The 26387-nt window shown below is 52.5% G+C and carries 23 protein-coding genes; 20 read left to right on the top strand and 3 right to left on the bottom strand.

Annotation, left to right across the window (positions count from 1 at the left end):
• Positions 1-30: 30 nt before the first annotated feature.
• From REH51_RS02070 to REH51_RS02020, 11 genes are all read left to right on the top strand, one after another.
• Complete coding sequence (locus REH51_RS02070) at positions 31-1524, top strand: bifunctional ADP-dependent NAD(P)H-hydrate dehydratase/NAD(P)H-hydrate epimerase (protein WP_009721935.1); 1494 nt, start codon at positions 31-33, stop codon at positions 1522-1524.
• Between the two features lie 11 nt (positions 1525-1535).
• Positions 1536-2033: a tRNA (adenosine(37)-N6)-threonylcarbamoyltransferase complex ATPase subunit type 1 TsaE gene (tsaE, locus tag REH51_RS02065; protein ID WP_498936724.1), complete on the top strand. Its 498-nt coding sequence runs from the start codon at positions 1536-1538 to the stop codon at positions 2031-2033.
• On the top strand, positions 2024-3535 hold the full coding sequence (locus REH51_RS02060; RefSeq protein ID WP_498936722.1) for an N-acetylmuramoyl-L-alanine amidase: 1512 nt from the start codon (positions 2024-2026) through the stop codon (positions 3533-3535). The genes tsaE and REH51_RS02060 overlap by 10 nt, the downstream gene beginning before the upstream one ends.
• Before the next feature lie 22 nt (positions 3536-3557).
• Entirely contained in the window at positions 3558-5486 is a 1929-nt protein-coding gene (mutL, locus tag REH51_RS02055; protein ID WP_009721938.1) for a DNA mismatch repair endonuclease MutL, read from the top strand.
• 42 nt (positions 5487-5528) lie between these two features.
• A complete protein-coding gene (miaA, locus tag REH51_RS02050; RefSeq protein ID WP_498936720.1) occupies positions 5529-6467 on the top strand; it encodes a tRNA (adenosine(37)-N6)-dimethylallyltransferase MiaA in 939 nt (312 codons plus the stop codon).
• Positions 6468-6618: 151 nt separating this feature from the next.
• Entirely contained in the window at positions 6619-6867 is a 249-nt protein-coding gene (gene hfq / locus REH51_RS02045; protein WP_009099947.1) for an RNA chaperone Hfq, read from the top strand.
• Positions 6868-6903: 36 nt separating this feature from the next.
• Positions 6904-8214, top strand: coding sequence for a ribosome rescue GTPase HflX (hflX, locus tag REH51_RS02040; RefSeq protein WP_009721940.1), 1311 nt, complete (start codon positions 6904-6906; stop codon positions 8212-8214).
• Between the two features lie 148 nt (positions 8215-8362).
• On the top strand, positions 8363-9619 hold the full coding sequence (gene hflK, locus REH51_RS02035) for an FtsH protease activity modulator HflK (protein WP_009721941.1): 1257 nt from the start codon (positions 8363-8365) through the stop codon (positions 9617-9619).
• On the top strand, positions 9620-10504 hold the full coding sequence (gene hflC / locus REH51_RS02030) for a protease modulator HflC (RefSeq protein ID WP_009721942.1): 885 nt from the start codon (positions 9620-9622) through the stop codon (positions 10502-10504).
• 200 nt (positions 10505-10704) lie between these two features.
• Positions 10705-11898: an ATP phosphoribosyltransferase regulatory subunit gene (locus REH51_RS02025; protein ID WP_498936718.1), complete on the top strand. Its 1194-nt coding sequence runs from the start codon at positions 10705-10707 to the stop codon at positions 11896-11898.
• Positions 11898-13193: an adenylosuccinate synthase gene (locus REH51_RS02020; RefSeq protein ID WP_009721944.1), complete on the top strand. Its 1296-nt coding sequence runs from the start codon at positions 11898-11900 to the stop codon at positions 13191-13193. The genes REH51_RS02025 and REH51_RS02020 overlap by 1 nt, the downstream gene beginning before the upstream one ends.
• Positions 13194-13302: 109 nt before the next feature.
• Here the strand turns inward: REH51_RS02020 and cobO are convergent, their stop codons facing one another.
• The gene (cobO, locus tag REH51_RS02015; protein ID WP_009721945.1) at positions 13303-13902 is read right to left on the bottom strand and encodes a cob(I)yrinic acid a,c-diamide adenosyltransferase; all 600 of its coding nucleotides are present in this window, start codon (positions 13900-13902) and stop codon (positions 13303-13305) included.
• Positions 13903-14128: 226 nt separating this feature from the next.
• On the opposite strand from cobO, the gene REH51_RS02010 reads away from it, so the two are divergent.
• From REH51_RS02010 to REH51_RS01995, 4 genes are all read left to right on the top strand, one after another.
• Positions 14129-14614: a YajQ family cyclic di-GMP-binding protein gene (locus REH51_RS02010; RefSeq protein WP_009721946.1), complete on the top strand. Its 486-nt coding sequence runs from the start codon at positions 14129-14131 to the stop codon at positions 14612-14614.
• 84 nt (positions 14615-14698) lie between these two features.
• Positions 14699-17329 carry an aminopeptidase N gene (gene pepN / locus REH51_RS02005; protein ID WP_009721947.1) on the top strand — a complete coding sequence of 877 codons (2631 nt, stop codon included), beginning with the start codon at positions 14699-14701 and terminating at the stop codon, positions 17327-17329.
• A 39-nt stretch (positions 17330-17368) separates the two neighbouring features.
• On the top strand, positions 17369-18328 hold the full coding sequence (gene yegS, locus REH51_RS02000) for a lipid kinase YegS (RefSeq protein WP_009721948.1): 960 nt from the start codon (positions 17369-17371) through the stop codon (positions 18326-18328).
• A 41-nt stretch (positions 18329-18369) separates the two neighbouring features.
• Positions 18370-19110, top strand: a complete 741-nt coding sequence (locus REH51_RS01995) for a hypothetical protein (protein ID WP_009721949.1) — start codon at positions 18370-18372, stop codon at positions 19108-19110.
• A gap of 70 nt (positions 19111-19180) precedes the next feature.
• Here REH51_RS01995 and REH51_RS01990 read toward each other — a convergent pair whose 3' ends face one another.
• Positions 19181-19384, bottom strand: coding sequence for a cold-shock protein (locus REH51_RS01990; protein ID WP_009721950.1), 204 nt, complete (start codon positions 19382-19384; stop codon positions 19181-19183).
• Between the two features lie 135 nt (positions 19385-19519).
• Between REH51_RS01990 and REH51_RS01985 the strand changes: the two genes are divergently transcribed.
• Positions 19520-20176: a LysE family translocator gene (locus REH51_RS01985; RefSeq protein WP_009721951.1), complete on the top strand. Its 657-nt coding sequence runs from the start codon at positions 19520-19522 to the stop codon at positions 20174-20176.
• A gap of 32 nt (positions 20177-20208) precedes the next feature.
• Here the strand turns inward: REH51_RS01985 and REH51_RS01980 are convergent, their stop codons facing one another.
• The gene (locus REH51_RS01980) at positions 20209-22161 is read right to left on the bottom strand and encodes a transglycosylase SLT domain-containing protein (protein ID WP_498936717.1); all 1953 of its coding nucleotides are present in this window, start codon (positions 22159-22161) and stop codon (positions 20209-20211) included.
• Positions 22162-22274: 113 nt separating this feature from the next.
• Here REH51_RS01980 and REH51_RS01975 point away from each other — a divergent pair, with 113 nt between their 5' ends.
• The 4 genes from REH51_RS01975 to sixA all read left to right on the top strand — a co-directional run bounded on the left by REH51_RS01975 (position 22275) and on the right by sixA (position 26318).
• Positions 22275-22622, top strand: a complete 348-nt coding sequence (locus REH51_RS01975) for a YkvA family protein (protein ID WP_009721953.1) — start codon at positions 22275-22277, stop codon at positions 22620-22622.
• A gap of 102 nt (positions 22623-22724) precedes the next feature.
• A complete protein-coding gene (gene htpG, locus REH51_RS01970) occupies positions 22725-24629 on the top strand; it encodes a molecular chaperone HtpG (protein WP_009721954.1) in 1905 nt (634 codons plus the stop codon).
• Positions 24630-24745: 116 nt separating this feature from the next.
• On the top strand, positions 24746-25831 hold the full coding sequence (locus REH51_RS01965; protein WP_009721955.1) for an NAD(P)H-dependent glycerol-3-phosphate dehydrogenase: 1086 nt from the start codon (positions 24746-24748) through the stop codon (positions 25829-25831).
• On the top strand, positions 25824-26318 hold the full coding sequence (sixA, locus tag REH51_RS01960) for a phosphohistidine phosphatase SixA (RefSeq protein ID WP_009721956.1): 495 nt from the start codon (positions 25824-25826) through the stop codon (positions 26316-26318). Before REH51_RS01965 ends, sixA begins: the two co-directional genes overlap by 8 nt.
• Positions 26319-26387 lie beyond the last annotated feature (69 nt).

Here is a 26387-nt window from a genome sequence, read left to right as displayed (position 1 = left end):
GGCTAACCGTCACCAGATTAAGGAGAGATCGTGCCCACGTTAAGTACTTCCTCGCTACGCCCCCTTTATACAGCGGCTCAAGTGCGTGAGCTTGATCGGCGTACGATAGCCGGTGGCATTGAGAGTTTTGCTTTAATGCAGCGGGCGGCCTCAAGTGCGTGGCACAGTTTCCGCTCCCGCTGGCCGCAAGCACGTAGCGTGACAGTGCTTTGCGGCAGTGGTAACAACGGTGGTGACGGTCACGTGCTCGCGGCGTTAGCGATGCAATCTGGGCTTAAAGTGCAGCGCATCTCACTTAGGCCTTTAGAGGCGTTAACGGGAGATGTTGCTCGGGCTGCGGAGCTGGCGTCGGCGGCGGGCGTTGGTTTGGATAAGTGGCAGCCAAACACCACGCTGGTTGGCGAGGTGATAGTTGATGCGCTACTGGGGACTGGATTGGCAGGTGATGTTGCCGGAGAAATAAAGCAGGTGATTGAGGCGATCAATGCATCGCATCAGCCAGTGTTGGCGCTGGATATTCCCTCTGGAATCTCAGCAGACACAGGGGCCGTCATGGGATTAGCCGTTGAGGCAGCCTGCACAGTGACGTTTATAGGCGATAAAATTGGCCTGCATACTGGCGATGCGCCCGCTTATACAGGTGAAATTGACTTTCGTCCGCTGGGTGTAAAGGCGCAGGCATTTTTTGATATACCGCCAAGCGCATGGCGTTTGGACGATGAGCTTCTTGGAGAGGTCTTCACGCCGCGCTCCCGTATTAGCCATAAAGGCGATCTAGGGCATGTAGCGGTAATGGGCGGCGCGCTAGGGTTTGGTGGTGCGGCATTGCTCGCTTCTCAAGCCGCTGCTCGTTTGGGCGCCGGTAAAGTCAGCTTAGCAACCGCACCTGAGCATGTGACGGCAAGTTTGATGCGCTGTCCTGAGGTCATGGCCCATGGTGTTCGCGGTGGCGCCGATGCAGGCCAGCTCCCTTCTCAGGCGGATGTGATTGTCGTCGGGCCAGGGTTGGGGCAGGGGGCTTGGGGGCAAGCGATCTTGCAGAGTGCCTTGCAGTCAGACGTGCCGTTGATCGTTGATGCGGATGCGCTCAACCTATTAGCCAGTCACTGGCCGGATGTACGTCGTGATAATTGGGTGTTAACACCGCACCCCGGTGAGGCTGCTCGATTGCTAGGCTGCTCAGTTGCGGATATTCAAGCGGACCGCCCGGCGGCTGCCCGAGCTCTCCAGCGGGCGCGAGGTGGCGTCGTGATTTTAAAGGGGGCGGGTAGTTTAGTGGCTGGCCCCAGCGGGTTAGTCATATGCCCTTATGGCAACCCTGGAATGGCCAGCGGTGGCATGGGCGATGTGCTTAGCGGCATGCTAGGTACACTGGTGGCCCAAAGCGATAATATAGAGCTCGGAGCATGGCTTGGGGTGGTGGTGCATGCTCAGGCAGGAGATGAAGCAGCTAAAACAGCGGGGGAACGTGGCCTGCTGGCAAGCGATCTGGCATCCTATGCACGAGTCTTAATTAACCCGTGAAGGCGGCCTACATGCAAGTGCAATTGAATAATGAAGTGGCCCACGTTGCCTTTGGTGAGGCATTGGGGCAAGCGCTACAAGGTCACGGGCGTGTTTATTTAGAGGGCGACTTAGGCGCAGGAAAAACAACATTGACGCGCGGTATATTGCGAGCTTACGGCTATCAGGGGGCCGTTAAAAGCCCTACCTATACGTTGGTAGAGCCCTATGAGCTGGGTACGCAGCGTATTTATCATTTAGATCTGTATCGTTTAGCAGACCCAGAAGAGCTTGAGTTTATTGGCGGGCGAGACGTGCTTGCCGATGAAGCGCTCTGTTTAATTGAGTGGCCGAGCCGAGGTGAAGGTTGGCTCCCCGCGCCTGATGTGCGAGTGGTGCTGGAAGTGGCTGGTCCTGGACGTTTGGTTACGCTAACCGCAGAAACAGGCTTGGGTGAACGAGTGATAAGCGAGATGGTTAGCAAGCGTGGCAGTGAACAGCTTGAAAGTGGTGTAATTCAATGGCTATAAACAGCGCACTAAACTACCTGGCACGCAAAGTGTCGATTGGCTGTGTTCTTCTGGTGGCAAGCGTTTCATCTCTGCAGGCGGCAACGGTAGAGAGTATGCGGCTATGGTCAGCTCCAGATCATGCGCGTTTGGTGTTTGATCTTACGGCAGCGGCAAACGCGAATGTTTTTTCCCTTGAGAACCCGTCAAGGCTAGTCATTGACCTTGACGAAAGTCACTTGGACACCGATGTGTCTACGCTACCGCTGGACGGTAGTGCGATTGATGAAGTGCGAACAGGTATTCGAGACGGTGGTGGGCTTCGCGTTGTTCTGGAGCTAAATCGTGAGATATCTCCGCGCCACTTTACGTTGCCGCCAAACGACCAGTATGGCCATCGTCTGGTTGTCGATCTTGAGTACCCTGGCGAAAGTCCGGTTGAAAACCCTATTGATCCCATCGAGGCGATGATTCGGGATCAAGAGATACTTGCCCAACGAGCAAACACGCAGGCTCGAGCTCAAGCACAGTCTCAAGGGCAGTCTCAGCCTCAAGAGCAGGTGACATACGAAGCACCAACGCCCCAGCAGCAGTCACCTGTCGAGGTTCAGCCCGCGCAGCCGCATCCGCAGCGAGATATTATTATCGCTATTGATGCAGGTCATGGCGGAGAAGACCCAGGGGCCATTGGTCCAGCAGGAACTCGAGAAAAAGACGTTGTTTTGGAGATTTCCCGACGCTTAGCAGCAGAAGTGAATGGGACCCATGGCTTTAAAGCAGTGCTCATTCGAGATGGTGATTACTATTTGGGGCTTCGCCAGCGCACTCAACTAGCCCGAGATCAGAAAGCTGACTTTTTTGTATCGATACATGCTGATGCGTTTACGAGTCCTAGACCTCAGGGAAGCTCTGTCTATGCGCTTTCCCAGCGAGGTGCAACGTCTGAAACGGCTCAATGGCTGGGCGATAGCGAAAATCGCTCCGACCTGATTGGTGGCGTCGACGGCAACCTTTCCTTACGTGACAAAGACCAAGTACTACGAGGTGTGTTGCTAGATCTCACTATGACCGCGACATTAAACGATTCGCTGTCTATCGGTGGCCAAGTACTGGACCAGTTGGGTCGTATCAACCGTCTCCATAAATCTCGCGTTGAGCAAGCCGGGTTCATGGTGCTGAAGTCGCCAGATATTCCGTCGCTTCTTATTGAGGTTGGCTTTATCTCTAACCCTGATGAAGAGCGTCGCCTGCGTGATCCTGTCCATCAGCGCGGATTATCAACGGCCATTTTCAATGGATTGCGTGATCATTTCGAGCGTAATCCGCCGCCCGCGAGCCTACTGGCGTGGCAGCGCGATAACCAGCGTCGCCCTAGCGGTAACGAATACCGTATCCAATCGGGAGATACGCTGTCAGCTATTGCAGTGCGCCATGGCGTGCCGGTGAATCAGCTTAAACAGGCTAATGATATTAACGGTGACGTTATCCGTGTTGGCCAGGTGTTACGCATTCCACGTTCATGATCATAAATTCTCGAGGTGACGGTTGTCTGAATTGATCTCTTCGCCAACGCGCATTCATGTGCTTGACCCTCGTTTGGCGAACCAAATCGCCGCGGGGGAAGTTGTCGAGCGCCCTTCATCAGTGACGAAGGAACTGATTGAGAACGCTATTGATGCTGGCAGTCAGCGAATTGAAGTGGAAATAGAGCAAGGCGGCGCCCGGCTTATTAAAGTTCGCGATGATGGTATTGGTATTGGCGAACAAGACCTGCCACTGGCGCTTGCCCGCCACGCGACCAGTAAAATCAATAGTCTTGAAGATCTAGAGGGCGTGAGTTCGCTGGGATTTCGTGGCGAAGCGTTGGCCTCGATCAGTTCTGTCTCGCGGCTGGAGCTAATCTCTAATGCTGAAGAAGACCCCCGCCAAGGGTGGAGAGTGGTTGCTGAAGGACGTGGTATGGAGGCGCGCGTAACGCCTGCTCCCCACCCCCGTGGTACCAGTGTTGCAGTACGGGACCTGTTTTTTAATACGCCTGCGCGGCGCAAATTTTTACGTACCGAAAAAACAGAATTTGCCCATGTTGAAGAAGCTTTTCGACGCCAGGCGCTATCGCGTTACGACGTAGCCTGGGTGCTTCGTCATAACCAGAAAGTGGTTCATCAATTGCCACCGGGTGTGACGCCAGCCGCTCGCGAGCGGCGTATCGCTTCGCTATTAGGTAAAAACTTTATTGAGCATGCCCGCTACATAGAGCGAGAAGCGGGTGGGTTGCGCATCAGTGGCTGGGTTGGTTTGCCCACGCACTCTCGCTCCCAAGCAGATCAGCAGTATTTCTTTGTCAACGGACGTGTGGTGCGTGACCGTTTGGTAGCCCATGCCGTTCGTCAGGCTTATCGCGACGTGTTGTATAACGGTCGTCATCCAGTGTTTGTGCTTTACCTGGAGCTTGATCCAGACGTCGTCGACGTCAACGTGCATCCAACAAAGCATGAAGTGCGTTTTCGCGATGGTCGGATGGTGCACGACTTTCTTTACTCTAGCCTGCATCATTGTCTCGCTTCTTCTAAGCCTGCTGAAGAAGAACAGAACATGTCTCATGGGCACGAGGATGACGTAACAGACGCCCCAGGTAGTGCTGGCGAGGTCGATGTTCAAACGCCAGCTCCCCGCTGGCAGCAGCAGGGCATGGCGCTATCAGACTCCCCTGACCGCCACCCTGGGGCAGAGCGAGTTCGCCGCTTCATGCAGGGCTATCAAGCACTGCATCCAGATCATGAAGAGTCGCTATTAACGCCGCAGCCGAGTTCGCCAAGCATCAGCACATCAAAAGCGACGGAAGTTCGTGAGGCTCCGCTGGCGATGCCCGAGCATGATGCAACCGCGGCACCTCCGTTGGGCTTTGCGCTGGGGCAGTTGCACGGTGTTTATATTTTGGCGCAAAACGCTCAGGGGTTGGTGCTCGTAGACATGCACGCTGCTCACGAACGAATTGTCTACGAGCGTATGAAAAATCAGTTGGCTGCAGCGAATGGGATTGATACGCAGCCGCTGCTGGTGCCTGTTTCCTTGGCCGCAAGCCGGGCGGAAGTAGCAACGGCGGAAAGCGAACGCGACGCCATTGCCCAGTTAGGCGTTGAGCTAGACGTGGCAGGCCCGGAAACCTTGTTAGTCCGACAATTACCAGCCCTTTTGGCTCAGGCAGATCCAGAAGCCCTGATACGTCAAATGCTCGAAGAGCTGGCGCGGTTTGGACGAACTCATCAGGTTGAAGCACGTATTCATGAGCTACTGTCGACCATGGCATGCCATGGTAGTGTCCGTGCGAATCGGCGCTTAACCATTGATGAAATGAACGCCCTGCTGCGAGATATGGAGCGCACTGAGCGAAGCGACCAGTGCAACCATGGTCGCCCAACCTGGACGCAAATGAGCATGAAGGCACTCGACCGCCTGTTCTTACGTGGACAATAGTTGCGTGGTCAGTGAAGACAACAAATGGAGTGCTGAGAGCAGATGGTTGACACACGCCCCTGGGCGATTTTTTTAATGGGGCCCACGGCAGCCGGTAAAACCGACACGGCGATGGCCTTGCACGAGCGTTTGGGGCATGAGCTGATCAGCGTAGACTCCGCGATGGTATACCGCGGAATGGACATTGGCAGTGCCAAACCGAGTGCTGCTGAGTTGGCGCGTGCACCGCATCGTTTGATTGATATTCGTGAACCGGCTGAGCCGTATTCGGCCGCTGATTTTCGTGAAGATGCGCTGCAGGAGATGCGGCAAATCAGCGCGGCTGGCAGCGTGCCATTATTGGTCGGCGGGACGATGCTCTACTTTAAGCGTCTGGTGGAGGGCGTTGCTAATTTGCCCGCTGCAGACGCTGCCATACGTCAACAGTTGGAAGCTGTGAGACAGAATAAAGGGTTAGCTGCGCTGCATCGTATGCTGGCTGAAGTGGATGTCGTTTCAGCGCAGCGAATTCATCCCAATGATCCACAGCGCCTAATGCGCGCACTTGAAGTATATTATGTCAGTGGGCGTCCTATGAGTGAGCTATGGGCGGAACAGCAGCCAGAAACCTTTCCCTGGCGGGGGTTGTCGATAGCGTTAGCACCTAGTGATCGACAATTGCTACACAACCGCATTGCTGTGCGTTTCAAAACAATGTTGGCTGAGGGCTTGATAGATGAAGTTGCCGCCCTCAAACAACGCCCTGATATCCATCTTGGCTTGCCAGCGATGAAGAGTGTTGGCTATCGTCAGGTATGGGAGTATTTAGACGGTAAGTACGACGAAAACGAGTTAATTGAACGTGGCGTGATAGCAACTCGCCAGCTCGCTAAGCGGCAGCTTACGTGGTTAAGAAGTTGGCCGTCGCTTACGTGGGTAGACTCGCAGCAGCCCGACGTGTTGGATAAGGTGCTGAAATTCGTGCGTGAAAGCGGTGCTTAGCGTAAGATAGTGATTTCGTAAGCAAGTGTTTTCGAGTGGCCGGCTGGCTCTTTTGACAACACCAGGCCTTTCGGGCAACAAGATTGCGGCGCAGCACCAGTAGGGCGCGCCATTTATAACCAACCCCAACGACAGTTTTAGGGAGAGCAACATGTCCAAAGGGCAGTCCCTTCAAGACCCGTACCTGAACATTTTGCGCAAGGAGCGCATTCCGGTCTCTATTTTCCTGGTGAACGGCATTAAGTTGCAGGGCCAGATTGAATCATTTGACCAGTTTGTCATTTTATTGCGCAATACCGTCAGTCAGATGGTTTATAAACACGCTATTTCCACGGTAGTGCCTTCGCGCAATGTGCGTTTGCCGGCACAAGATCCAGCCGCGCCTGACGCGGACATCTAACACCGCTGGATAGCTAGAGAGTCCACGAGGTATTGATTGTTTTTTGAGCGCCCAGATGCCGGTGAAACGGCAGTACTTGTTCACGTTGATTTTCATGATGAGCAAGCACGTGAAGACCCGGGTGAGTTCTTAGAGCTCGTGCGCTCTGCTGGCGCAGAGCCTGCGACATTACTCACCGCTAGCCGACAGCGCCCTGATTCCCGAACATTTATCGGGTCAGGCAAGTTGGAGGAGCTGCGAGCATTGCTCGCAGCTCACCAAGCCGAACTGGTGATCTTCAACCACAGCCTAAGCCCCTCCCAAGAGCGCAATCTTGAGCATGAACTCAAGTGTCGAGTACTCGATCGTACTGGTTTAATACTCGATATCTTCGCGCAACGGGCACGAACCCATGAGGGTAAGCTGCAGGTAGAGCTTGCCCAGCTTGAATATATGTCCACTCGCCTAGTACGCGGTTGGACCCACTTAGAGCGTCAAAAGGGCGGTATCGGTTTACGCGGCCCTGGCGAAACGCAGCTAGAAACCGACCGTCGTTTGTTACGCGGGCGCATTAAATCTATCCATAAACGGCTAGATAAAGTACGCAGCCAGCGTGATCAAAACCGTCGCGCCCGTTCACGCGCTGAAATTCACAGCGTTTCATTAGTTGGCTACACCAATGCCGGTAAATCGACGCTGTTTAACGCGCTTACCAATGCCAAGGTGTATGCGGCTGATCAGCTATTTGCCACGCTTGACCCAACACTTCGTCGCCTCGAAATCGAAGACGTAGGTCCTGTGGTGATGGCTGATACAGTAGGGTTTATTCGCCATTTGCCACACAAGTTGGTTGAAGCTTTCCGAGCGACGCTTCAGGAGGCTGCAGAGGCATCTCTATTGGTGCATGTAATTGATGCTGCTGATCCAGACCGCGATGTTAACGTTGAACAAGTCGATCGTGTGCTTAAAGAGATAGGCGCGGATAGCGTGCCAGTGCTCAAAGTCATGAATAAAATCGACCGGTTAGACAGTGCGCCACGAATTGAGCGAGATGGCCACGGCGTCCCCGAGGTTGTGTGGCTTTCTGCACAGCAGGGGAAAGGCCTTGATTTGCTGCATGAGGCACTAACCGAGCGTTTAGCGAATGATGTTATTGGCTTCTCGCTTACACTATCGCCGGAACAAGGTAAGCTTCGTGCTGGCTTGCATGAACTGAACGCAGTTCGTGAAGAATATTTTGATGAGCAAGGGCAGTCTGTTTTAGACGTACGCTTGCCTAGACGCGATTTTAATCAGCTAATGGCTCAACTTGGTGAGCGTGCCAATACCTACTTACCCGTCGCTTTACGCGAAATTGACGAATGGTAGCCAAGCAGGCTGCATAGCGTATGTAAATCGTGTATATGTGAACTTAGGTAGAAGTATGGTACAAGATTTATATAGTAATAATATTAAAAGCACCGGCCTCGCTAACCGTGAGGCTAAGTGCAGGTGAACACCTTAGTGGAGAAGAAGTATGGCCTGGAATGAGCCTGGTGGTGGCAACCAGCACGACCCCTGGAGCAGTGGTGGCCGACGTGGTAATAACGACGGTGATCGCGGCGGAAACAACGGTGGAGGTAATAATGGTGGCAATAATCAAGGTCCTCCCGACCTCGATGAAGCACTAAAGAAATTCCAAGATAAGTTAAACGGAATGTTGGGTGGTAGTGGCAAGAAAGGCCGTGGCGGTAACGGGAGTGGTAAAAGCGGTGGTGGTAAGCCGCGTAACTCTCTCGCGCTACCTGGCCTGCTGGTCATTGTCGCTTTAGCTATTTGGGCAGCGTCCGGTTTTTACCTGGTCGATCAGTCTGAGCGTGGTGTTGTGCTGCGTTTTGGTGAGTATCAGGGCATCGTAGATCCTGGTCTACAGTGGAATCCGCCGCTAATCGATGATGTTCGTATGGTGAACGTGACGCGTGTCCGGTCCGTTTCTCAAACGCAGTCTATGCTGACGCGTGACGAAAACATCGTCGAAGTGGAAATTTCTGCTCAGTATCAAGTGGCCAATCCCCGTGATTTCGTATTGAATTTACGTGATCCAGCACTTTCTATCGAAAATGCGTTGGATTCTGCGCTACGCCACGTTGTCGGCGGCACCGACATGATCGACATTTTAACCTCTGGTCGTGAAATTCTTGGTAGCTCTGTGGCAAGCCGACTCCAATCCTATTTGGATGCCTACGGCGCCGGTATTCGTCTGCAGACAATTAACATTGAGTCCACCTCAGCGCCAGCGCCCGTTATCGATGCTTTCGATGATGTAATCCGCGCACGTGAAGATCGTCAGCGTACGATCAACGAAGGTATGGCCTACGCCAATGCGATTATCCCAGCAGCACAAGGTCAAGCGCAGCGTGTGGTTGAGCAGGGCCAAGGTTATCGGGAATCGGTGGTAGCTGAAGCGCAAGGTCAGGCTAACCGCTTTAATGCGTTGTTAACCGAGTATCGCAACGCGCCTGACATCATGCGTGAGCGTATGTATCTAGATGCAATTGAAGAAGTCTTTGGAAATACTCCCAAAGTGTTGTTGGATGTAAGTGAAAATGCTCCCTTGATGTACTTGCCGTTGGATCAAATGCGCGGCACAAGCTCGGGTAGTGACAGTGCATCTTCCAGCAATAGCAGCAGCGGTGAGTCGATCGATCCACGAGTGCTGGATTCATTGCGGGGTAACCAAGGCAGTTCTTCATCCTCGTCATCAAGTAATCCCATTCGCAGGGAGGGCCGCTAAATGATTAATAATCGATCCCTGCTAATCGTAGGTGGCTTGGCCGCTGTGGCCTGGCTGGCGAGTAACAGCCTGTATGTTGTGGATGAAACCGAGCGTGCTGTGAAACTGCGTTTTGGTGAAGTCATCGAAGAGAATATTCAGCCAGGGCTGCATGTCAAAGTCCCGATCGCGCAAACGATCCGTAAGTTTGATACGCGTCTGCTGACACTTGATACTGATACCAGTCGTTATCTGACACTTGAGCAGAAAGCGGTTATTGTCGATTCTTATGTTAAATGGCAGGTGATTAATCCCACGCGCTACTACGAAGCTACAGCCGGTGATGAATTAATGGCAATTCGTCTGATTCAGCCGCGTGTCGATGAAAGCTTACGTAACGAGTTTGGTCGCTTAAATCTTCAGGAAATTATTGCCGAACGTCGCGATGATCTGATGACAGGCCCAACCGCTGATCTTGACGCGTTGATGCGCGATGAGCTGGGTGTGGCGATTCGGGATATTCGTATCAAGCGTATCGACTTGCCAGAAGACGTGTCGGCTGCGGTATTCGACCGGATGCGCTCTGAGCGTGAGCGTGAAGCTCGCGAATGGCGTGCACAAGGTCAGGAAGAAGCTGAGCGTATTCGCGCTAACGCTGACCGTCGACGTCAGGTGCTGCTTGCCCAAGCCAATGAGCGTTCTGAAACGCTGCGTGGTGAAGGTGACGCAGAAGCCGCCAGGATCTTCTCCCAGGCCTATGGCCAGGATCAGGAGTTCTTCGCTTTCTGGCGTAGTCTGAACGCTTATCGTGAAAGCTTCGCAGGTGATGACAACCTACTGGTGCTTGAGCCAGATAGTGATTTCTTCCGCTATCTGCGCAGCGCTGCTCCCAGTAACGCTGAGTAATATGGATGCAGCCAGCCCCGCTCGGTTATGCAATCCTAGCGGGGTTCATCTGGCGCACAAACGTGATAGACTTAATATTAACCGGGCGTCGCCCGGTTTTTTTGTGGCCCTTATTTCGCTAGCGCTTGTCTATGAACGCCTAAAACGCGTCATAATGTAGCTGCTTGTTTGGGCCTTCATTGTCTCGCAGGATTGTTCACATGACCATCGCTGACCGCTGGCTATTGCCCGACGGCATGGATGAGGTGCTGCCGCCTCAGGCAAGCCGCATGGAAGAGCTGCGCCGTGCGCTGCTTGATCTCTACCATTGCTGGGGCTACGACCAAGTAATGCCACCGCCGGTGGAGTTTTTGGACTCCTTGCTTACGGGCACCGGTACCGATCTAGATCTTCAGACGTTTAAATTAACTGACCAGCTAACGGGCCGAATGATGGGCGCATCTGCCGATGTGACTCCTCAGGTGGCGCGTATGGATGCTCACTCGCTAAAGCGCCAAGGGCCGGTTCGGTTGTGCTACTGCACGAATGTGCTGCGCGCTAAAGCCGACCAGCACCAGGGTGGTCGAAGCCCTGTGCAGGTAGGGGTCGAGCTGTTTGGTCACGCAGGTTTAGAAGCTGACGGCGAAATTATTCATTTGGCACTGGCCAGCTTAAAAGCCGCGGGCGCTGATGAAATTCATTTGGCGCTGGGCCATATTGGCATTTATCGTAGCCTTGTTGAGGCAGGCGCGCTTAGCGATGAGCAGGAGCGGGCGCTGTTTGAAGCACTGGCGCTGAAATCGCCTGGCCAATTAGCTGAGCTAGTTCATCGCAGTGTCAGCGATCCAGCCCTGGCAGATATGCTCATGGCGCTTGGTGAGCTGCATGGTGATGCGAGTGTGTTAAGGCAGGCTCGAGACCGTCTTGCTGGTGCGCCTGCGCCAGTGATGGCGGCACTTGACCAGTTGGAAGCACTTTATAAAGGTGTATTGGCGCGTTTTGACGTTTCGCTCTATTTTGATTTGGCTGAGTTGCGTGGTTATCAATACCACACCGGCATGATGTTTGCCGCCTATGTGCCTGGCTATGGCCATGCATTGGCCAAAGGCGGACGCTATGATGACACTGGCCGTGCTTTTGGCCGTGCGCGTCCGGCGACCGGTTTTTCTATGGATTTAAAACAGTTGGCATCGCTGGCGTTGGCTTCACCCAGCCAGGGTGCTATTTGGGCGCCTGCCCAAGAAGAAGAGTCGCTTAACGCTGCCATTGCTACGCTGCGTGAGCAGGGTGAACGCGTGATTCAAGCGCTGCCTGGGCAGCGTACTGGGCCGGCGGAGCACAGTTGTGACCGCCGTCTTGAGTTTATTGACGGTCGTTGGCAGACAACGACCCTGACACAAGAGACGAGTGCATAATGGGTAAGAATGTCGTAGTCCTGGGTACCCAATGGGGTGATGAAGGCAAAGGCAAGATTGTTGACCTGCTCACCGAGTCAGCCTCTGCAGTGGTGCGCTTTCAAGGCGGTCATAACGCAGGCCATACCTTGGTTATTGACGGTGAGAAAACGGTTCTTCACCTGATCCCCTCTGGTGTGCTGCGTCCAGGTAAAACCTGTGTGATCGGTAATGGCGTAGTGCTGTCGCCTGAAGCGCTGATCAAAGAGATCCGTGAGCTTGAAGAGAAGGGCGTTCCGGTACGTGAGCGCTTGCGCTTGTCACCTGCTTGTCCGCTGATCCTGCCTTACCATGTGCGCTTAGATCAAGCGCGTGAAAAAGCGCGCGGCATTGCTAAGATCGGCACCACTGGTCGTGGAATCGGGCCTGCTTACGAAGATAAAGTAGCACGTCGTGGTCTGCGCTTAGGCGATATGCTCCATCGTGAACGCTTTGCCTCGAAGCTTGGCGAGGTATTGGACTACCACAACTTTGTGTTGGTGAACTATCACGGCGAGCCGGCGGTCGACTTCCAGGAAGTGCTGGACACCGCTATGCAGATGGCCGAAGAGCTAAGACCTATGGTCACTGACACTGTTAGTATGGTGCATGACCTTCGTAAAGCCGGTGAGAACATTCTGTTTGAAGGTGCTCAAGGCTCGCTGCTAGATATCGATCACGGTACCTACCCCTACGTCACCAGTTCTAATACAACGGCTGGCGGAACGGCTACAGGATCGGGTGTTGGTCCGCTTTACTTAGACTACGTGCTGGGTATTACCAAAGCCTATACCACCCGTGTTGGCTCTGGCCCATTCCCGACTGAGCTTTTTGACGACCATGGCCGTCATTTAGCCGAACGTGGGCACGAGTTCGGTGCAACCACCGGCCGCCCGCGCCGTTGTGGTTGGTTTGACGCCGTAGCGTTGCGTCATGCGGTACAGATCAACTCGGTTTCTGGTATTTGCTTAACCAAGCTTGACGTTTTGGATGGCCTGGAAAATATCCGTGTGTGCGTGGGTTATCGCAGCAAGGATGGCGAAGTTCTAGATAATCCGGTGGATTCAGAAGGTTATGAAGCCGTTGAGCCGCTTTACCACGATCTGCCGGGCTGGAAAGAATCTACCTTGGGCGCTAAGCGGGTTGAAGACCTGCCAGCTAACGCTCGTGCTTATATTAGCTTCTTAGAAGAGCAGGTAGGTACCAGCATCGACATTATCTCAACCGGCCCTGACCGTGTTGAAACAATTGTGTTGCGTAACCCGTTTGACGGCTAAGCCAGCATGCATAGATAGACGGTGTGGCTGTGAGTAAGTAGCTGAAACCAGTAATTGAAAAAGGGGCGATTCATTCGCCCCTTTTTTCTTTTAAGCAGCTGTATTGAAACTAAAAGTCGATACCGCGACGGGCCTGAAGGCCATTATTGAAAGCATGTCGGACTTCTTGCATCTCCGTTACTGTATCCGCCATTGCCACCAAATCTCGATGAGCATTGCGTCCAGTAATAATCACGGTTTGTTCTTGCGGTCGATTGACCAGTGCTTGCTTAACCGTATCAATATCTAAATAACCGAACTTCAGCATGTAAGTAATTTCATCCAGTACAACGAGGTAAGTCGCTGGGTCTGCGAGCATTTTTTCAGCCTCTTGCCATACTTCTTGGCAAGCTTTGGTGTCTGCCTCACGGTTCTGAGTGTCCCAGGTAAAGCCTGTGGCCATGATGGCAACGCTGAGATTTGAGTCCTCCTCTAGCCGATTGCGTTCACCACACTCCCATAATCCCTTGATGAACTGTACAACACCGACTTTATAGCCGTAGCCAAGCGAGCGAGTGACGGTACCCCAGGCGGCGGTTGTTTTGCCTTTACCATTACCCGTATTTATTAGTAACAGCCCACGCTGTTCAGTAGCGTTGGCAACTTTCTCGTCAACTCTGGCTTTCAGTTTTTCCATCGACGCTTTGTGACGTGCATCGCGATCGCTCATGGTAAGTGTCCATCGGCAAGTGATTGATTCAATGATGGCTAGGGTAATCCATTCAGCGCCAATTTAATATTGCTAAAGTTTAACTCTTGTATAACTAAGTTGAGTTGCTGTTCAGGTTTTGGAGATGTCGAGATTGGAGCTGGTGAGACACATTATGTAAGAGAATTGGCCGGTTGGGTGCTAGCTGCTCTAGAATAGTGGGTCATGTCTTACTAGGAATTATGCCATGCCCTCATTTGATATTGTTTCAGAGTTTGATCAGCACGAAGCGTCTAACGCTGTCGACCAAGCAAATCGTGAAGTGCAGTCGCGCTTTGATTTTAAAGGTGTCGACGCCAGCTTTGCGCTGGAAGGAGAGAAAGTTCAACTTGAGGCTGAGGTTGATTTCCAGTTGAAGCAAATGATTGATGTGTTGCGCAATCGGCTGATCGCGCGGGGAATTGATGCCCGCTGTATGGATATTCAAGACCCGGTATTGTCTGGCGTGAAGGCCCGTCAGGAAGTTGTTCTAAAGCAGGGGCTTGACCAGGCTGAAGCAAAAGATGTGGTGAAGCGTATCAAAGCCAGTAAGCTAAAAGTACAAGCTCAAATTCAGGGTGAAAAAGTGCGCGTTACGGGTAAAAAACGCGATGATCTTCAGAGTGTGATGGCGCTATTACGTGGCGAGGAGGGGCCTGAATTACCGCTACAATTCGATAACTTCCGTGATTAATTATCTCGATCGACAGTAATGCGATGGTGCAGCGTGAGGCGCTGCCTCATCAAATAATTTATAAGTTTATAGGAGTCACGCACTATGTCTGATCCGCAGCCGGTTTATTTAAGCGACTACCAGCCGCCCGCCTACCAAGTTACCCATACCGAGCTGACGTTTGATCTTGACCCTGCAGCAACCCGCGTGAAAGCACGACTGCAAATAGAGCGTCATCCAAGCGCTGACTCAACAGCACCGTTAGTGCTTAACGGTGAGCATCTAACGCTGATATCACTGGCTATCGATGGTAATCCTTTGTCTGATGCCGCGTATCAGCTAACGGACGAGGTGCTGCGTATAGCGGATGTGCCAGAGGCCTTTACTCTGGAAAGTGAGGTAGAGCTTGCTCCCTGCAGCAATACGGCATTGGAAGGGTTATATCAATCTAACGGCATGTATTGCACTCAGTGTGAAGCAGAAGGCTTCCGGCGAATTACTTACTACCCCGACCGTCCTGATGTGATGGCTACCTTTAAAGTAACGGTGATTGGTAACGCTATCAGTGAGCCAGTGCTACTCGCCAATGGTAACCCTATTGATCAAGGTGCGCTGGAGAATGGCCGCCACTTTGCGACCTGGGAAGACCCGCACCCGAAACCCTGTTATCTGTTCGCTTTAGTTGCCGGTAATTTGCATAAGGTGGAAGATTTTTTTGAAACTATGAGCGGTCGCAACGTGACGCTGCAGCTGTGGGTAGAGCAAGAAAACCTAGATAAGACCGAGCATGCGATGGCTTCCCTCAAGCGTGCTATGGCGTGGGATGAGCAGACCTATGGCCGTGAATACGATCTTGATCTGTTTATGATTGTGGCAGTGAATGACTTCAATATGGGGGCAATGGAAAACAAAGGGCTTAATATATTTAATTCTGCTGCGGTATTAACCCATCCCAATACCGCGACGGATGCAGCCTTCCAAAATGTGGAAGGGATTGTTGCCCACGAATATTTTCATAACTGGTCGGGCAATCGAGTGACCTGTCGTGACTGGTTCCAGCTCTCTTTAAAAGAGGGTTTTACAGTATTTCGCGACCAGTGTTTTTCCGCAGATACCAACTCGGCCCCCGTTAAGCGCATTCAAGACGTATCGTTTTTCCGCACTGCTCAGTTTGCCGAAGATGCTGGGCCAACGGCGCATCCGATCCGGCCAGACCACTTTATCGAGATCACCAACTTCTACACCCTGACGATTTACGAAAAAGGCGCAGAGGTTGTACGTATGCTGCGCAATTTGCTGGGCTGGGAAGACTTCCGCCGCGGTTCTGATCTTTATTTTGAGCGTTTTGATGGTCAAGCAGTGACCATTGAAGACTTTGTTGGCTGCATGGCTGAGGTGTCTGGCGCGGATCTTAGTCAATTTATGCGCTGGTACTCCCAGGCGGGCACGCCTGAAATCGATGCGCATGGTGAGTACGATTACGCTCATGCGGAGTACCATCTCACCCTGCGTCAGCGTACCCCCGCGACCCCCGGGCAGTCAGACAAACTGCCGCTGCACATTCCTGTGCGTATGGGGCTAGTGGGAACCAAGTCGGGGCAGGACCTGACATTAACAATGTCAGGTGAAAAACTAGGTAAAGATGCTGTTATTCATCTCACTGAAGATGAACAGACGTTTGTCTTTACTGATGTTGCTGAAGCACCTGTTCCTTCACTGCTGCGCGATTTTTCTGCACCCGTAAAACTACACTTTCCCTATTCACGGGAAGATCTTGCGTTTTTGCTGACTCATGACAGCGATGGCTTTAACCGTTGGGATGCGGGTCAGCGGCTAGCTATGCTGGCGTTAGATGATCTGATCGCCGCGCATCGTAACGGCGTGGAAAAGGTAATGGATAGCCGTGTTGTTGAAGCGTTTAGAACACTGCTTACCGGCTCTATGAGCGATAAAGCGGTGCTTGCCGAAATGCTGACGCTACCCTCTGAAGCCTATATTGCCGAGCAGCAGCCGATCGTGGATGTGGACGCGATACACGCCGCTCGCGAATTTGTGCGTCAGTCGTTAGCCGTTGCGCTTCGTGATGAATTTGTCGCCGTGTATAAAGCGAACCAAAGCAATGAGACCTACGCGCCAACGCCTGAACAGATTGCCCAGCGCAGCCTCAAAAACGTTGCATTAACCTATCTAATGTCGATTGAGGATGAAGAGGGTATTGTGCTTTGTGAAACGCAGTTCGCTGCGGAACATAACATGACCGATGTTCGGCACGCGCTCACCTTATTGGTACACAGTGACCGTGATGATATTGCGTCTCCGGCATTGAAAGCATTTGGCGAAAAATGGGCACACGACCCGTTGGTAATGGATCAGTGGTTTACCATACAGGTATCTCGCCCGCAGGCGGATGTTCTCGATCGTGTTCAATATCTAATGCAGCATCCAGCATTTTCAATTAAGAATCCTAATAAAGTGCGCGCTCTGATAGGCGCATTTGCCCAAAACCGGGTAAATTTCCACCGTTTAGACGGTAAGGGGTACGCGCTGTTAGCCGATGTGGTTATCGAGCTGAATCGCTTGAATCCCGAAATAGCCGCACGTCTGGTGACGCCGTTAACGCGGTGGCAGCGTTTCGATGAAGAACGTCAACAGCTAATGCGCGATGAGCTTGTGCGTATTAAGCAAGAGCCACTATCGTCCAACGTGTTCGAAGTTGTTGAGAAAGCGTTGGCATAAGATATGCCAGCGAACTAACCATGGAGAGGGAAAGCGCCGGTGACAGATACACAGCAGCACTATTTACTGATTATTAACGGTAAGTCTGCCGGAAATCCGGCGCTGCGCGAAGCTGTTGAAGAGCAGCGCAAGACAGGGATGTCGATTACCGTACGTTCGACCTGGGAAGGTGGTGATGCCGCTGAGTTCGCTGCTCAGGCGGTTGAGTTAGGCGCTACACGGGTCATTGCCTGCGGTGGCGATGGTACCGTTAATGAGGTGGTTAACGGGTTGATGCGAATTGCTCATGACCTGCGTCCAGCACTAGGCATTGTGCCTTTAGGTAGTGCCAATGATTTTGCTACTTCCCTCGGCTTGCCGCTAGAGCCAGGGTCAGCGCTTGAGGCTGCAAGACACTTGTCTCCATCGCCGATTGATGTGATCAGAATGACCGCTCAGTCAGGCGCAGAAGAAGCGGTTAGTTATTACGTCAACATGACAACCGGTGGATTTGGCGCTGAAATTACCTCATCAACCCCCAAAACGTTGAAGCGCATGTTAGGCGGTGGCGCATATTCCCTAATGGGCGCTTTAAAAGCATGGCGGCACCGTAGCTATCGCGGCACGTTGCATTGGGGAGACCAGGAACAAGAAGCATCGTTGTTACTTCTCGCACTGGGCAATGGTCGCCAGTCCGGCGGGGGGCAAGTATTAGCACCAAGGGCAAAACTTGACGATGGTCGTTTTGATGTACTGCTAGTCAAGGATTTTTCATCAGCGGCCGAGTTGCCGACGTTGCTAAGTGAGCTGCAGCAGTTTCCTGCCGAAGGGCGATTTGTGCGTTATTTTACCGCCAGTCAGCTGTCGGTGACGACTCAGCAAGATGAAGAGCCTTGGCCGTTAACCTTAGACGGAGAGGCACGCCGCTATGAGCAATTTTGCGTCGAAGTAGTGCCCCTTGCCCTGAAAGTACTACTACCGGAAGGGTGTTCACTATTGACGGCTAATGATCGCCAATGATCGTTTTTTATTATTTGAATCACTATTAAGGAGAAAACCTAATGGTAAATCGCTTTTGGATGCCACTACTGGCCAGCCTTGCGCTCCTGCTAAGCGCCTGCGGCGATGCTCAGGAAGAGGCCACGACTGCAAGTGAAGAAAGCACCACTAGTAGTGATGCTGGCGCCCAACAGGAGCCTACTGCTGCAGACAGTAGCGAAGAGACAGATGAGTCCGCTAGTACTGATGATGTCGAGGATAATATTGAGGCACGTCAAGCGGCAGAGGAGCTTGAGGAAGCGGAAGCACTGAGAGATGGCAATGATGAAACATCGGCTGAGCCAACCTCACTCAATAATGAAGATGTACAGGCGGGGGAAGACACGCTTGCAGCGGACCCAGAAGATGCACTCGATGAAGCCAGTGCCATGCCTGGCGAAACCACTCGTTCAGATGTCGATGACGTCATTGCTGAAACCGAGCGCCGCTTTGAAGAAGCTCAGCGTCGTCTAGATGAGCAATTTCAAGAAGTAGAACAGCAGACACCAGCCATAGAACCAATGGATGGCGACGCTCCTACTCCAAGTTGGGAAACGGAGTCCAGCTTACCCGGTACATCTGACTTAGATACGAACTTAGAAGCAACTGACGTAGATGCGTTGATCGAAGATACTGAGCGTCGTTTTGAAGAAGCGCAAAAGCGTTTAGAAGAACAGTTTGAGGCCCTGGAGCGTGAGCAGCCAGTCAGTGAAAGCATGAACAGTATTGGTGAGGAGCAAGAAGCAGAGCGCGTTCAAGAGTAGCGTACTGACATAATCAGTAAATACGAATAAGGCCCGCTGCTTGAGCGGGCCTTGTTTTATTCCTCTGGCGTTAGACCGGACGAATGTTGGAAGCCTGAAGGCCTTTTTTACCCTGTGTTACTTCAAAGCTGACTTTTTGACCGTCTTGCAGGGTCTTGAAACCTTCAGCTTGAATTTCGGAGAAGTGGGCAAATAGATCGTCACCGCCGTCATCAGGAGAGATAAAGCCGTAACCTTTGGTCTCGTTGAACCACTTGACAGTGCCAGTTGCCATCGTCCATATCCTTAACATGCTTAATGATTGAGCGAGCATTCGTTGTGAATGCCTGCCAAAATTACTGTAGAAGCAAATAATTCAGACGTCCAGCTGCGGACTTAAGATTTTTTAACTTTTGGTGAGCTTGCTCTCATGATGCAACTTGGTTTTATCGATGCACAGTTTGTTTCGTTTCTTGTGGCGATAACGCTGCTATCAATAAGCCCTGGGGTTGATACGCTGCTTGTCATCCGCAACACCGCCCGTGGTGGTGTCCGGGATGGCATTGCAACAAGCATCGCTATTTGCTGCGGGCTGTTCGTCCACGCGACTATTTCAGCCTTGGGTATTTCACTGATACTGCTGCAGTCAGCTTGGGCATTTCATATGCTAAAGCTGGTGGGTGCGGCTTACCTGATTTGGTTGGGCATCTCCAGCTTGCTGGCGGCGCGTCGTGGCACTCCCTTGCCTGTGCAGGGCGTAATGAAAAGTGGCTCACCAGTGCCATTTTGGCAACCCATCAAAGAAGGCTTGCTTTCCAATGTCTTGAATCCCAAAACCGTGGTGTTCTACATGGCCTTTTTACCCCAATTTATCTCGCCTACGGACCCAGCACTACTGAAATCACTATGGCTTGCAGGGGTTCATTTCGTGATTGCCAATATCTGGCAAATTAGTGTGGTGTTAATGGTGGGGGGGGCAAGTAAATGGCTAGCGAGCGCTCGTTTTGCACAAACGCTCAATGCCGCTACAGGCGTTGTGCTAGTGGTATTTGGCGTTCGTTTAGCGTTAGAACAGCGCCCGGTATGACCGGGCGCTATGTTAGTGAAGGGTGGGCAAGTTTACCGGCTTACAAGCAGTGCGCGATCATAGCGAACGGCCTGCTCGCTCTCACTAAGCAGCGAGACGCCCTCACTATTGCCGCCGTTTGCCAGGCTTTCGAAAATAACCCGGTAGCTCAATACGGCTTGCACATAATCTCGGGTTTCCCGGAAAGGGATGCTTTCTACAAACAGATCAAATGATTCCATGCTGTTGTTGCCCAGCCATTGATCTACTCGGCCTGGCCCTGCGTTATAAGCGGCGGGAGCGGCTAACCGATTGCCTTGATAGCGTTCCAGCTTGTCGCGCAAGTAGGTGCTACCTAAGCGAATATTAAGCTCAGGTTCCAAAACGCCATAGGGACCTGGGTCATTTAGCCCCAGTTGGCGGCTAACTTGGCTCGCAGTACCTGGCATTAATTGCATTAACCCTCGGGCACCAGCAGGCGAAAGGGCGACTGGGTTGTAGGCGCTTTCACGGCGGGTGATGGCCATCAGTAAATAAGGATCAACGCCGGTTATGCGACCCCAATGTAGAAAGCTGTCACGATAAGCCGCTGGGAAACGCCAATCCAGCGCGTCCCACATTTCAGCTGCAATCGTGGTTTGCACTAAGCGAGCATGCCACTGCTGGTGAGCGGCGTAATCGGCGAGCGCCCGCGCCTGATAAGGTGTGCCATTCTGTACGGCATATAGCCACTCGCTGTTGGCTAACCCATCTTCGCCTATACGTAGGAGTGCTTCGGTGCGCTGAACCACCGGCAGGCGTGCCGTTTGTGCCCTGGTGGCTTCGTCAAAATGGTTGCGTTCTAAGTTGAGCTGGTAGGGTTGGTTGAGTTTTTCGGCAGCAGCAAAGCCATAGAAACTTCGGTCGATTGCTGCTTGTTGGTAACGCGCTAACGCTGCTTCACGATTACCCAGTTGCTCATTGGCCCTGGTTAGCCAGTACTGCCAGCGGCTACTTTCCTGCTGGCTACTAGGCATTTCGGTGATCCACTGGACGACATCGGTCCACTGTCTTTTGGCCAGAGCGTCGCGAACGCGCAGTTCTAATACGCGTTCGCTGTTCAGCGAGGGTAGGACGCTGTCGACCCAGGAAAGGGTGCCAGGAACGTTGCGTACGAGTGCATAAAACGCAAGTTCTTCTTCGATCGCTTGGCGGTCAGTATGGGCTAAGTTGAGGCGTGGCCCAATGGCTTGCCACGTTGAGAAGGCTGCTGGAGTGTTTTCTCGCGTGTAGCGCTGCATGGCGGCTTTATAAAACGCCGCCGTGGCAGCGCATTCAGGGCCAAGACAGGTAGGCGCTGAGGCAAGTGCGCTTGGTGAGCTTTTGACCGTTTCGGCTGTAGTCAGTGCTGTTTGCCACTGACTGCTCAGTAACCCGCCTAGATAGTTGCTTAAGCGCTCTTCGCCCGCCTGCCAGGCGAGCATTTTACGCTCCCAAATTGCCGTGGCATCAATGGTGCCATCCGCGCGAAGGCGATTAAATAGAGAATCGCAAGCGTCAGGCTGAGAGCTACCCACACGCCACAGCTCAAGACCCGCTTCGCGAGCTTCAATAGGCGCACTATTCAAGAGGGCAGTGTAGTAGTAACACTGACGAGCGGTGCCTGCTGGTACGCCGTCAGCAACGGCAAGCAGGTCGCCAAATCGACCCGCATAACCATACTTTGCTATCGCTTGGCCGCGTATCCATTCTGATAGCGGTGAATCAGCATGGCGCTCGATAAACTGCAGCACTTGACTGGGGGCAGCATTAGGCAACTGGCTACGTAGGCGGTGGTAGTCAACGTAGCCGCTGAGGATATGTCCTTCTATCGCACGGTCATTGATCTGTTGCCATTGCTGTTGGCGTGCTGCTTCAAGTGCCTCGCGCATCGCTGCGTCAGAGGTTGCCCAGGAGGCGGTGGGTAAACCGATGAACACCGCCGCACATAGGCTGCGGAACGTTAAACGAAATGGCGAAGCTTGCATGGCACTCCCTCTTGCTCGCTAATGGTTGTTAGCCGCTGTATTGCTAGGTCGGTGATGAACTAAATGCGTAAACAATGTTCTGACAATTACGATACCTGGAGGATTCAATAACGATGGCACGAATGTCTACGTGGTGGTTGTTTCGTCGGCTCAAAACCCGTGTGTGGGCAGTGAAACGCATTGGCCGAGCGCTAAAACTTTTTTTGCCTATGACGCGTGACGTGCTGCGAGGTAATTTTCGTCCTATCCCTTGGTCGGCATTTGGCCTGATGGCGTTAGCGCTTGCTTATCTTGTCATGCCCTTTGATCTTATTCCCGATTTTTTAGTAATGATTGGCATAGTTGATGATGTTTTGATCGTAGGTTGGTTGCTTAACCGTGTTGATGACCAGCTGTCAGAATATCGCACTTGGAAGTATGCAAAGGAAACGCCAGCTGCTTCTTCTCACTCACCTTCTTGAAATCCCGTCGCTTATCCCCATATTGAGTTCACAACCTTTTTCGCTCTTGCCTAACGTTGGGCAGGAGCGCCAAGCAAAACGTGATTAATGAGGGCTAAGCGCATGACGACGGCGACCCACGAAGAAACTCTTGGCTTTCAAACGGAAGTTAAGCAACTCCTAAACTTAATGATCCACTCCCTGTACTCCAACCGGGAGATATTTTTACGCGAGTTAATCTCTAATTCAGCTGATGCTTGTGACAAGCTTCGCTATGCCGCGCTTGATAACGACGCACTTTACGAGGGCGACAGCGAGCTGCGCATTGAAATTGAGCATGATCGCGAGGCTAACACCATCACGCTACGTGATAACGGCATTGGCATGAACCGCGATGACGTTATTGCGAATCTTGGCACTATCGCACGTTCAGGTACCGCAGAGTTCCTTAAGCAACTCTCTGGCGAGCAGCAAAAAGATGCTAAGTTGATTGGCCAGTTCGGGGTGGGTTTCTACTCTGGATTTATCGTTGCAGATGAAGTGACGGTGCGCACTCGCAAAGCGGGCACTGATGCCTCCGAAGGGGTGGAGTGGCGCTCGAAGGGTGAGGGTGAATTTACTGTTGCTGATATTGAATGTGAGCGTCACGGCACTGAAATCACGCTGCATCTTAAAGACGATGCCAAAGAGTTTGCCGATGACTATCGTCTGCAAGGGTTGGTGCGCAAATACTCCGACCATATTGAAGTGCCCGTGCGCATGCCGAAAACTGAAACGGCGAAGGACGACGAAGGCAACGATATTGAAGGCAGTGAAATCACCACGTGGGAAACGGTTAACGAAGCGACTGCATTGTGGGCTCGTCCTAAAAGCGATGTGACTGAGGATGAGTACAAGGCATTTTACAAGCATGTTGCCCACGATTTTAGTGACCCGCTAACCTGGAGCCACAATAAGGTTGAGGGCAAACTGGAATACACAAGCCTACTCTACGTACCGGGCCGTGCTCCGTTTGATATGTTTGATCGTGATGGTGCGAGAGGCGTCAAGCTCTATGTTCAGCGTGTGTTCATTATGGATGACGCCGAGCAGTTCTTGCCCCTGTACTTGCGCTTTATCAAGGGCGTATTAGATACCCGCGATCTCTCTTTGAACGTTTCTCGTGAACTGCTCCAGCAAGATCCTAAAGTCGATAAGATTAAAGGGGCGCTGACCAAGCGTGCGCTGGATATGCTCAAAAAGCTGGCGAAAGACAACGAGCAGTACCAGACTTTCTGGAACACATTTGGCAGCGTGCTAAAGGAAGGACCCGGTGAAGATGCTGCCAATCGCGAAAAGATCGCTGGCCTGCTACGCTTTGCCTCAACTCATACCGATACTGCCGCCCAGGAACACTCTCTGGTCGACTACGTTGAGCGTATGAAAGAAGGCCAGAAAAAGATTTATTACGTGGTGGCCGACAGCTTTAATGCGGCGAAAAACAGCCCCCACTTAGAGATCTTCCGTAAGAAAGGTATCGAGGTGCTACTGCTATCAGACCGTATTGACGAGTGGCTAATGAGCCATCTCACTGAGTTTGATGGTAAATCGTTTGCCGATGTGGCTAAAGGCGAGTTGGACCTTGGCGATGTGGAAGACGAAGAAGAGAAGAAGGCCCAGGAAGAGACGGCTAAAGCCAAAGAAGACTTGGTTAAGCGCGTCAAAGAGGCGCTAAGCGATGGCGTTCAAGAGGTGAAAATCACCCACCGTTTAACTGATTCGCCCGCCTGTGTAGTACTTCCTGAACACGAAATGGGCTACCAGATGCGTCGGATTATGGAGGCTGCTGGCCAGCCAATGCCTGAGGTGAAGCCGATTCTGGAGCTGAACCCCAACCATGCCCTGGTGGCGCGTCTGGAAAATGCTGACGGTGACCTGTTTGGACAGTTGGCGCATATCTTACTGGATCAAGCGATCATCGCTGAAGGTGGTCATCTTGATGACCCCGCCGCTTATGTTAAGCGGCTCAATAACGTCTTAACGGCTTAATACGTAAGTAGTTGATTGATGCGGCCCGCTTGGATAACCAAGCGGGCCGCTTGTTTTAATAGAGATGATGATAAAGTAAGTGCTAAACGCACGAGACCAACGATCAGGATATCGTCATGGCTGATGAGCAGCAGATGAATGTCGCAGTGCTGGGGGGCGGAAGCTTTGGTACCGCTCTGGCGAGTATTGCAGCAGATAATGGCGCTAAGGTACGCCAGTGGATGCGCGATGAAGCCTTGGTGGCGCAAATAAATCAGGAACATCGCAATGGGCGCTATCTGCCACATTACGTAATCAATTCCGCCGTCATCGCATCCACAGATCTTCAATCGGTGCTAGAAGACGCTGAGTTAGTGCTGATTGCTATCCCTTCTAAAGCGTTTCGCAGCGTTGTTCAGGCTGCCAAACCCTGGTTAACCCCGGAGCAAATTCTTGTCAGCACCACCAAAGGTATTGAGCAAGATAGCTTTTTGCTAATGAGCCAGGTGCTTGAGCAGGAAACTGGGTTTCCTCACGTTGGCGTCATAGCGGGGCCTAATTTAGCGTCCGAAATCGCTGATAAACAGTTGACCGCCACCGTCATTGCCAGCGCCGATGCGCTCACCAGAACGCGGGTACAGCAAGCGTTAGGCTGTCGCTATTTTCGCGTATATGCCAGCAATGATCGTCATGGTGTTGAGCTGGGTGGGGCGCTTAAAAATATCTATGCCATTGCGGCAGGTATGGCCGCAGCACTGGGAATGGGGGAAAACACTCGAAGCATGCTGATGACACGGGCATTAGCAGAAATGAGCCGCTTTGCAGTCGCGCAGGGCGCTAACCCTATGACGTTTTTAGGCTTGGCTGGCGTCGGTGATTTAATTGTTACCTGCTCTTCAAACCTATCCCGCAACTATCGAGTTGGCTACGCCATGGGTGAGGGGCGAGGCCTTGATGAGGCGGTGTCAGCTCTAGGCCAAGTGGCGGAAGGGGTAAATACTGTCAAGCTTGTCTGCGCTAAAGCGCGTGACATGGGCGTTTATATGCCGCTGGCAGAGGGCTTAAATCGTGTGCTGTTTGAGGGTGTTCCGGCTCAGGAGATGGCGCGTACCCTGATGATGGGTGAGCAAAGCAGTGATGTGGAATTTATTCTGCCCCGTGAAGCCGTTCAGCAGGCCCATCGTGATCAGGCGACTGCCGATAGTGGGGGTGAGCATGAGTAGTGGTTTGAGTAGCGTGCTGATTATGCGCCATGGGGAGGCAGCGCCGGGATTTCCTGACCATGCTCGGCCACTAACGCTGCAAGGTGAGCAGGAGGCCGACGCGATGGCCCACTGGCTGGCCTTGCGTATTGAGCAGGGCGAGCTGCCTTGTCCGACGATTTATGCCAGCCCTTTTCTGCGAGCACAGCAGACTGCTCAGCAGATTTGTGATGCCTTGGGAGTGCCGCTAAACACGCTGGCGTTTATTACCCCGGAAGATCCGCCTATTGAGGTCAGCGAGTGGCTGCTAAAACAATCTGCCGATGCTCCGATTATGCTAGTTAGCCATATGCCGCTGGTGGGTGAGTTGGCGGGTCTGTTAGTGGAAGGTGTGCCGAGCCGGGGAATAGGCTTTCCTACCGCCTCCATTGCAGAACTAGAAGCGGAAGTGTGGGCCGCTGGCTGCGCGCAGCTAAAACGCTTTACCCAGCCAAGCCAGCTGTTATAACGCTTAGAAACACAAAAAAAGCGGCTGCCTCGGCAGCCGCTATGACATTGATGTAAATCGTTGATCGAC

The sequence above is a fragment of the Halomonas bluephagenesis genome, from assembly GCF_054790765.1.
Note: the sequence above shows the minus strand (reverse complement) of the source record. Positions and strands in the feature narration are given on the sequence as shown.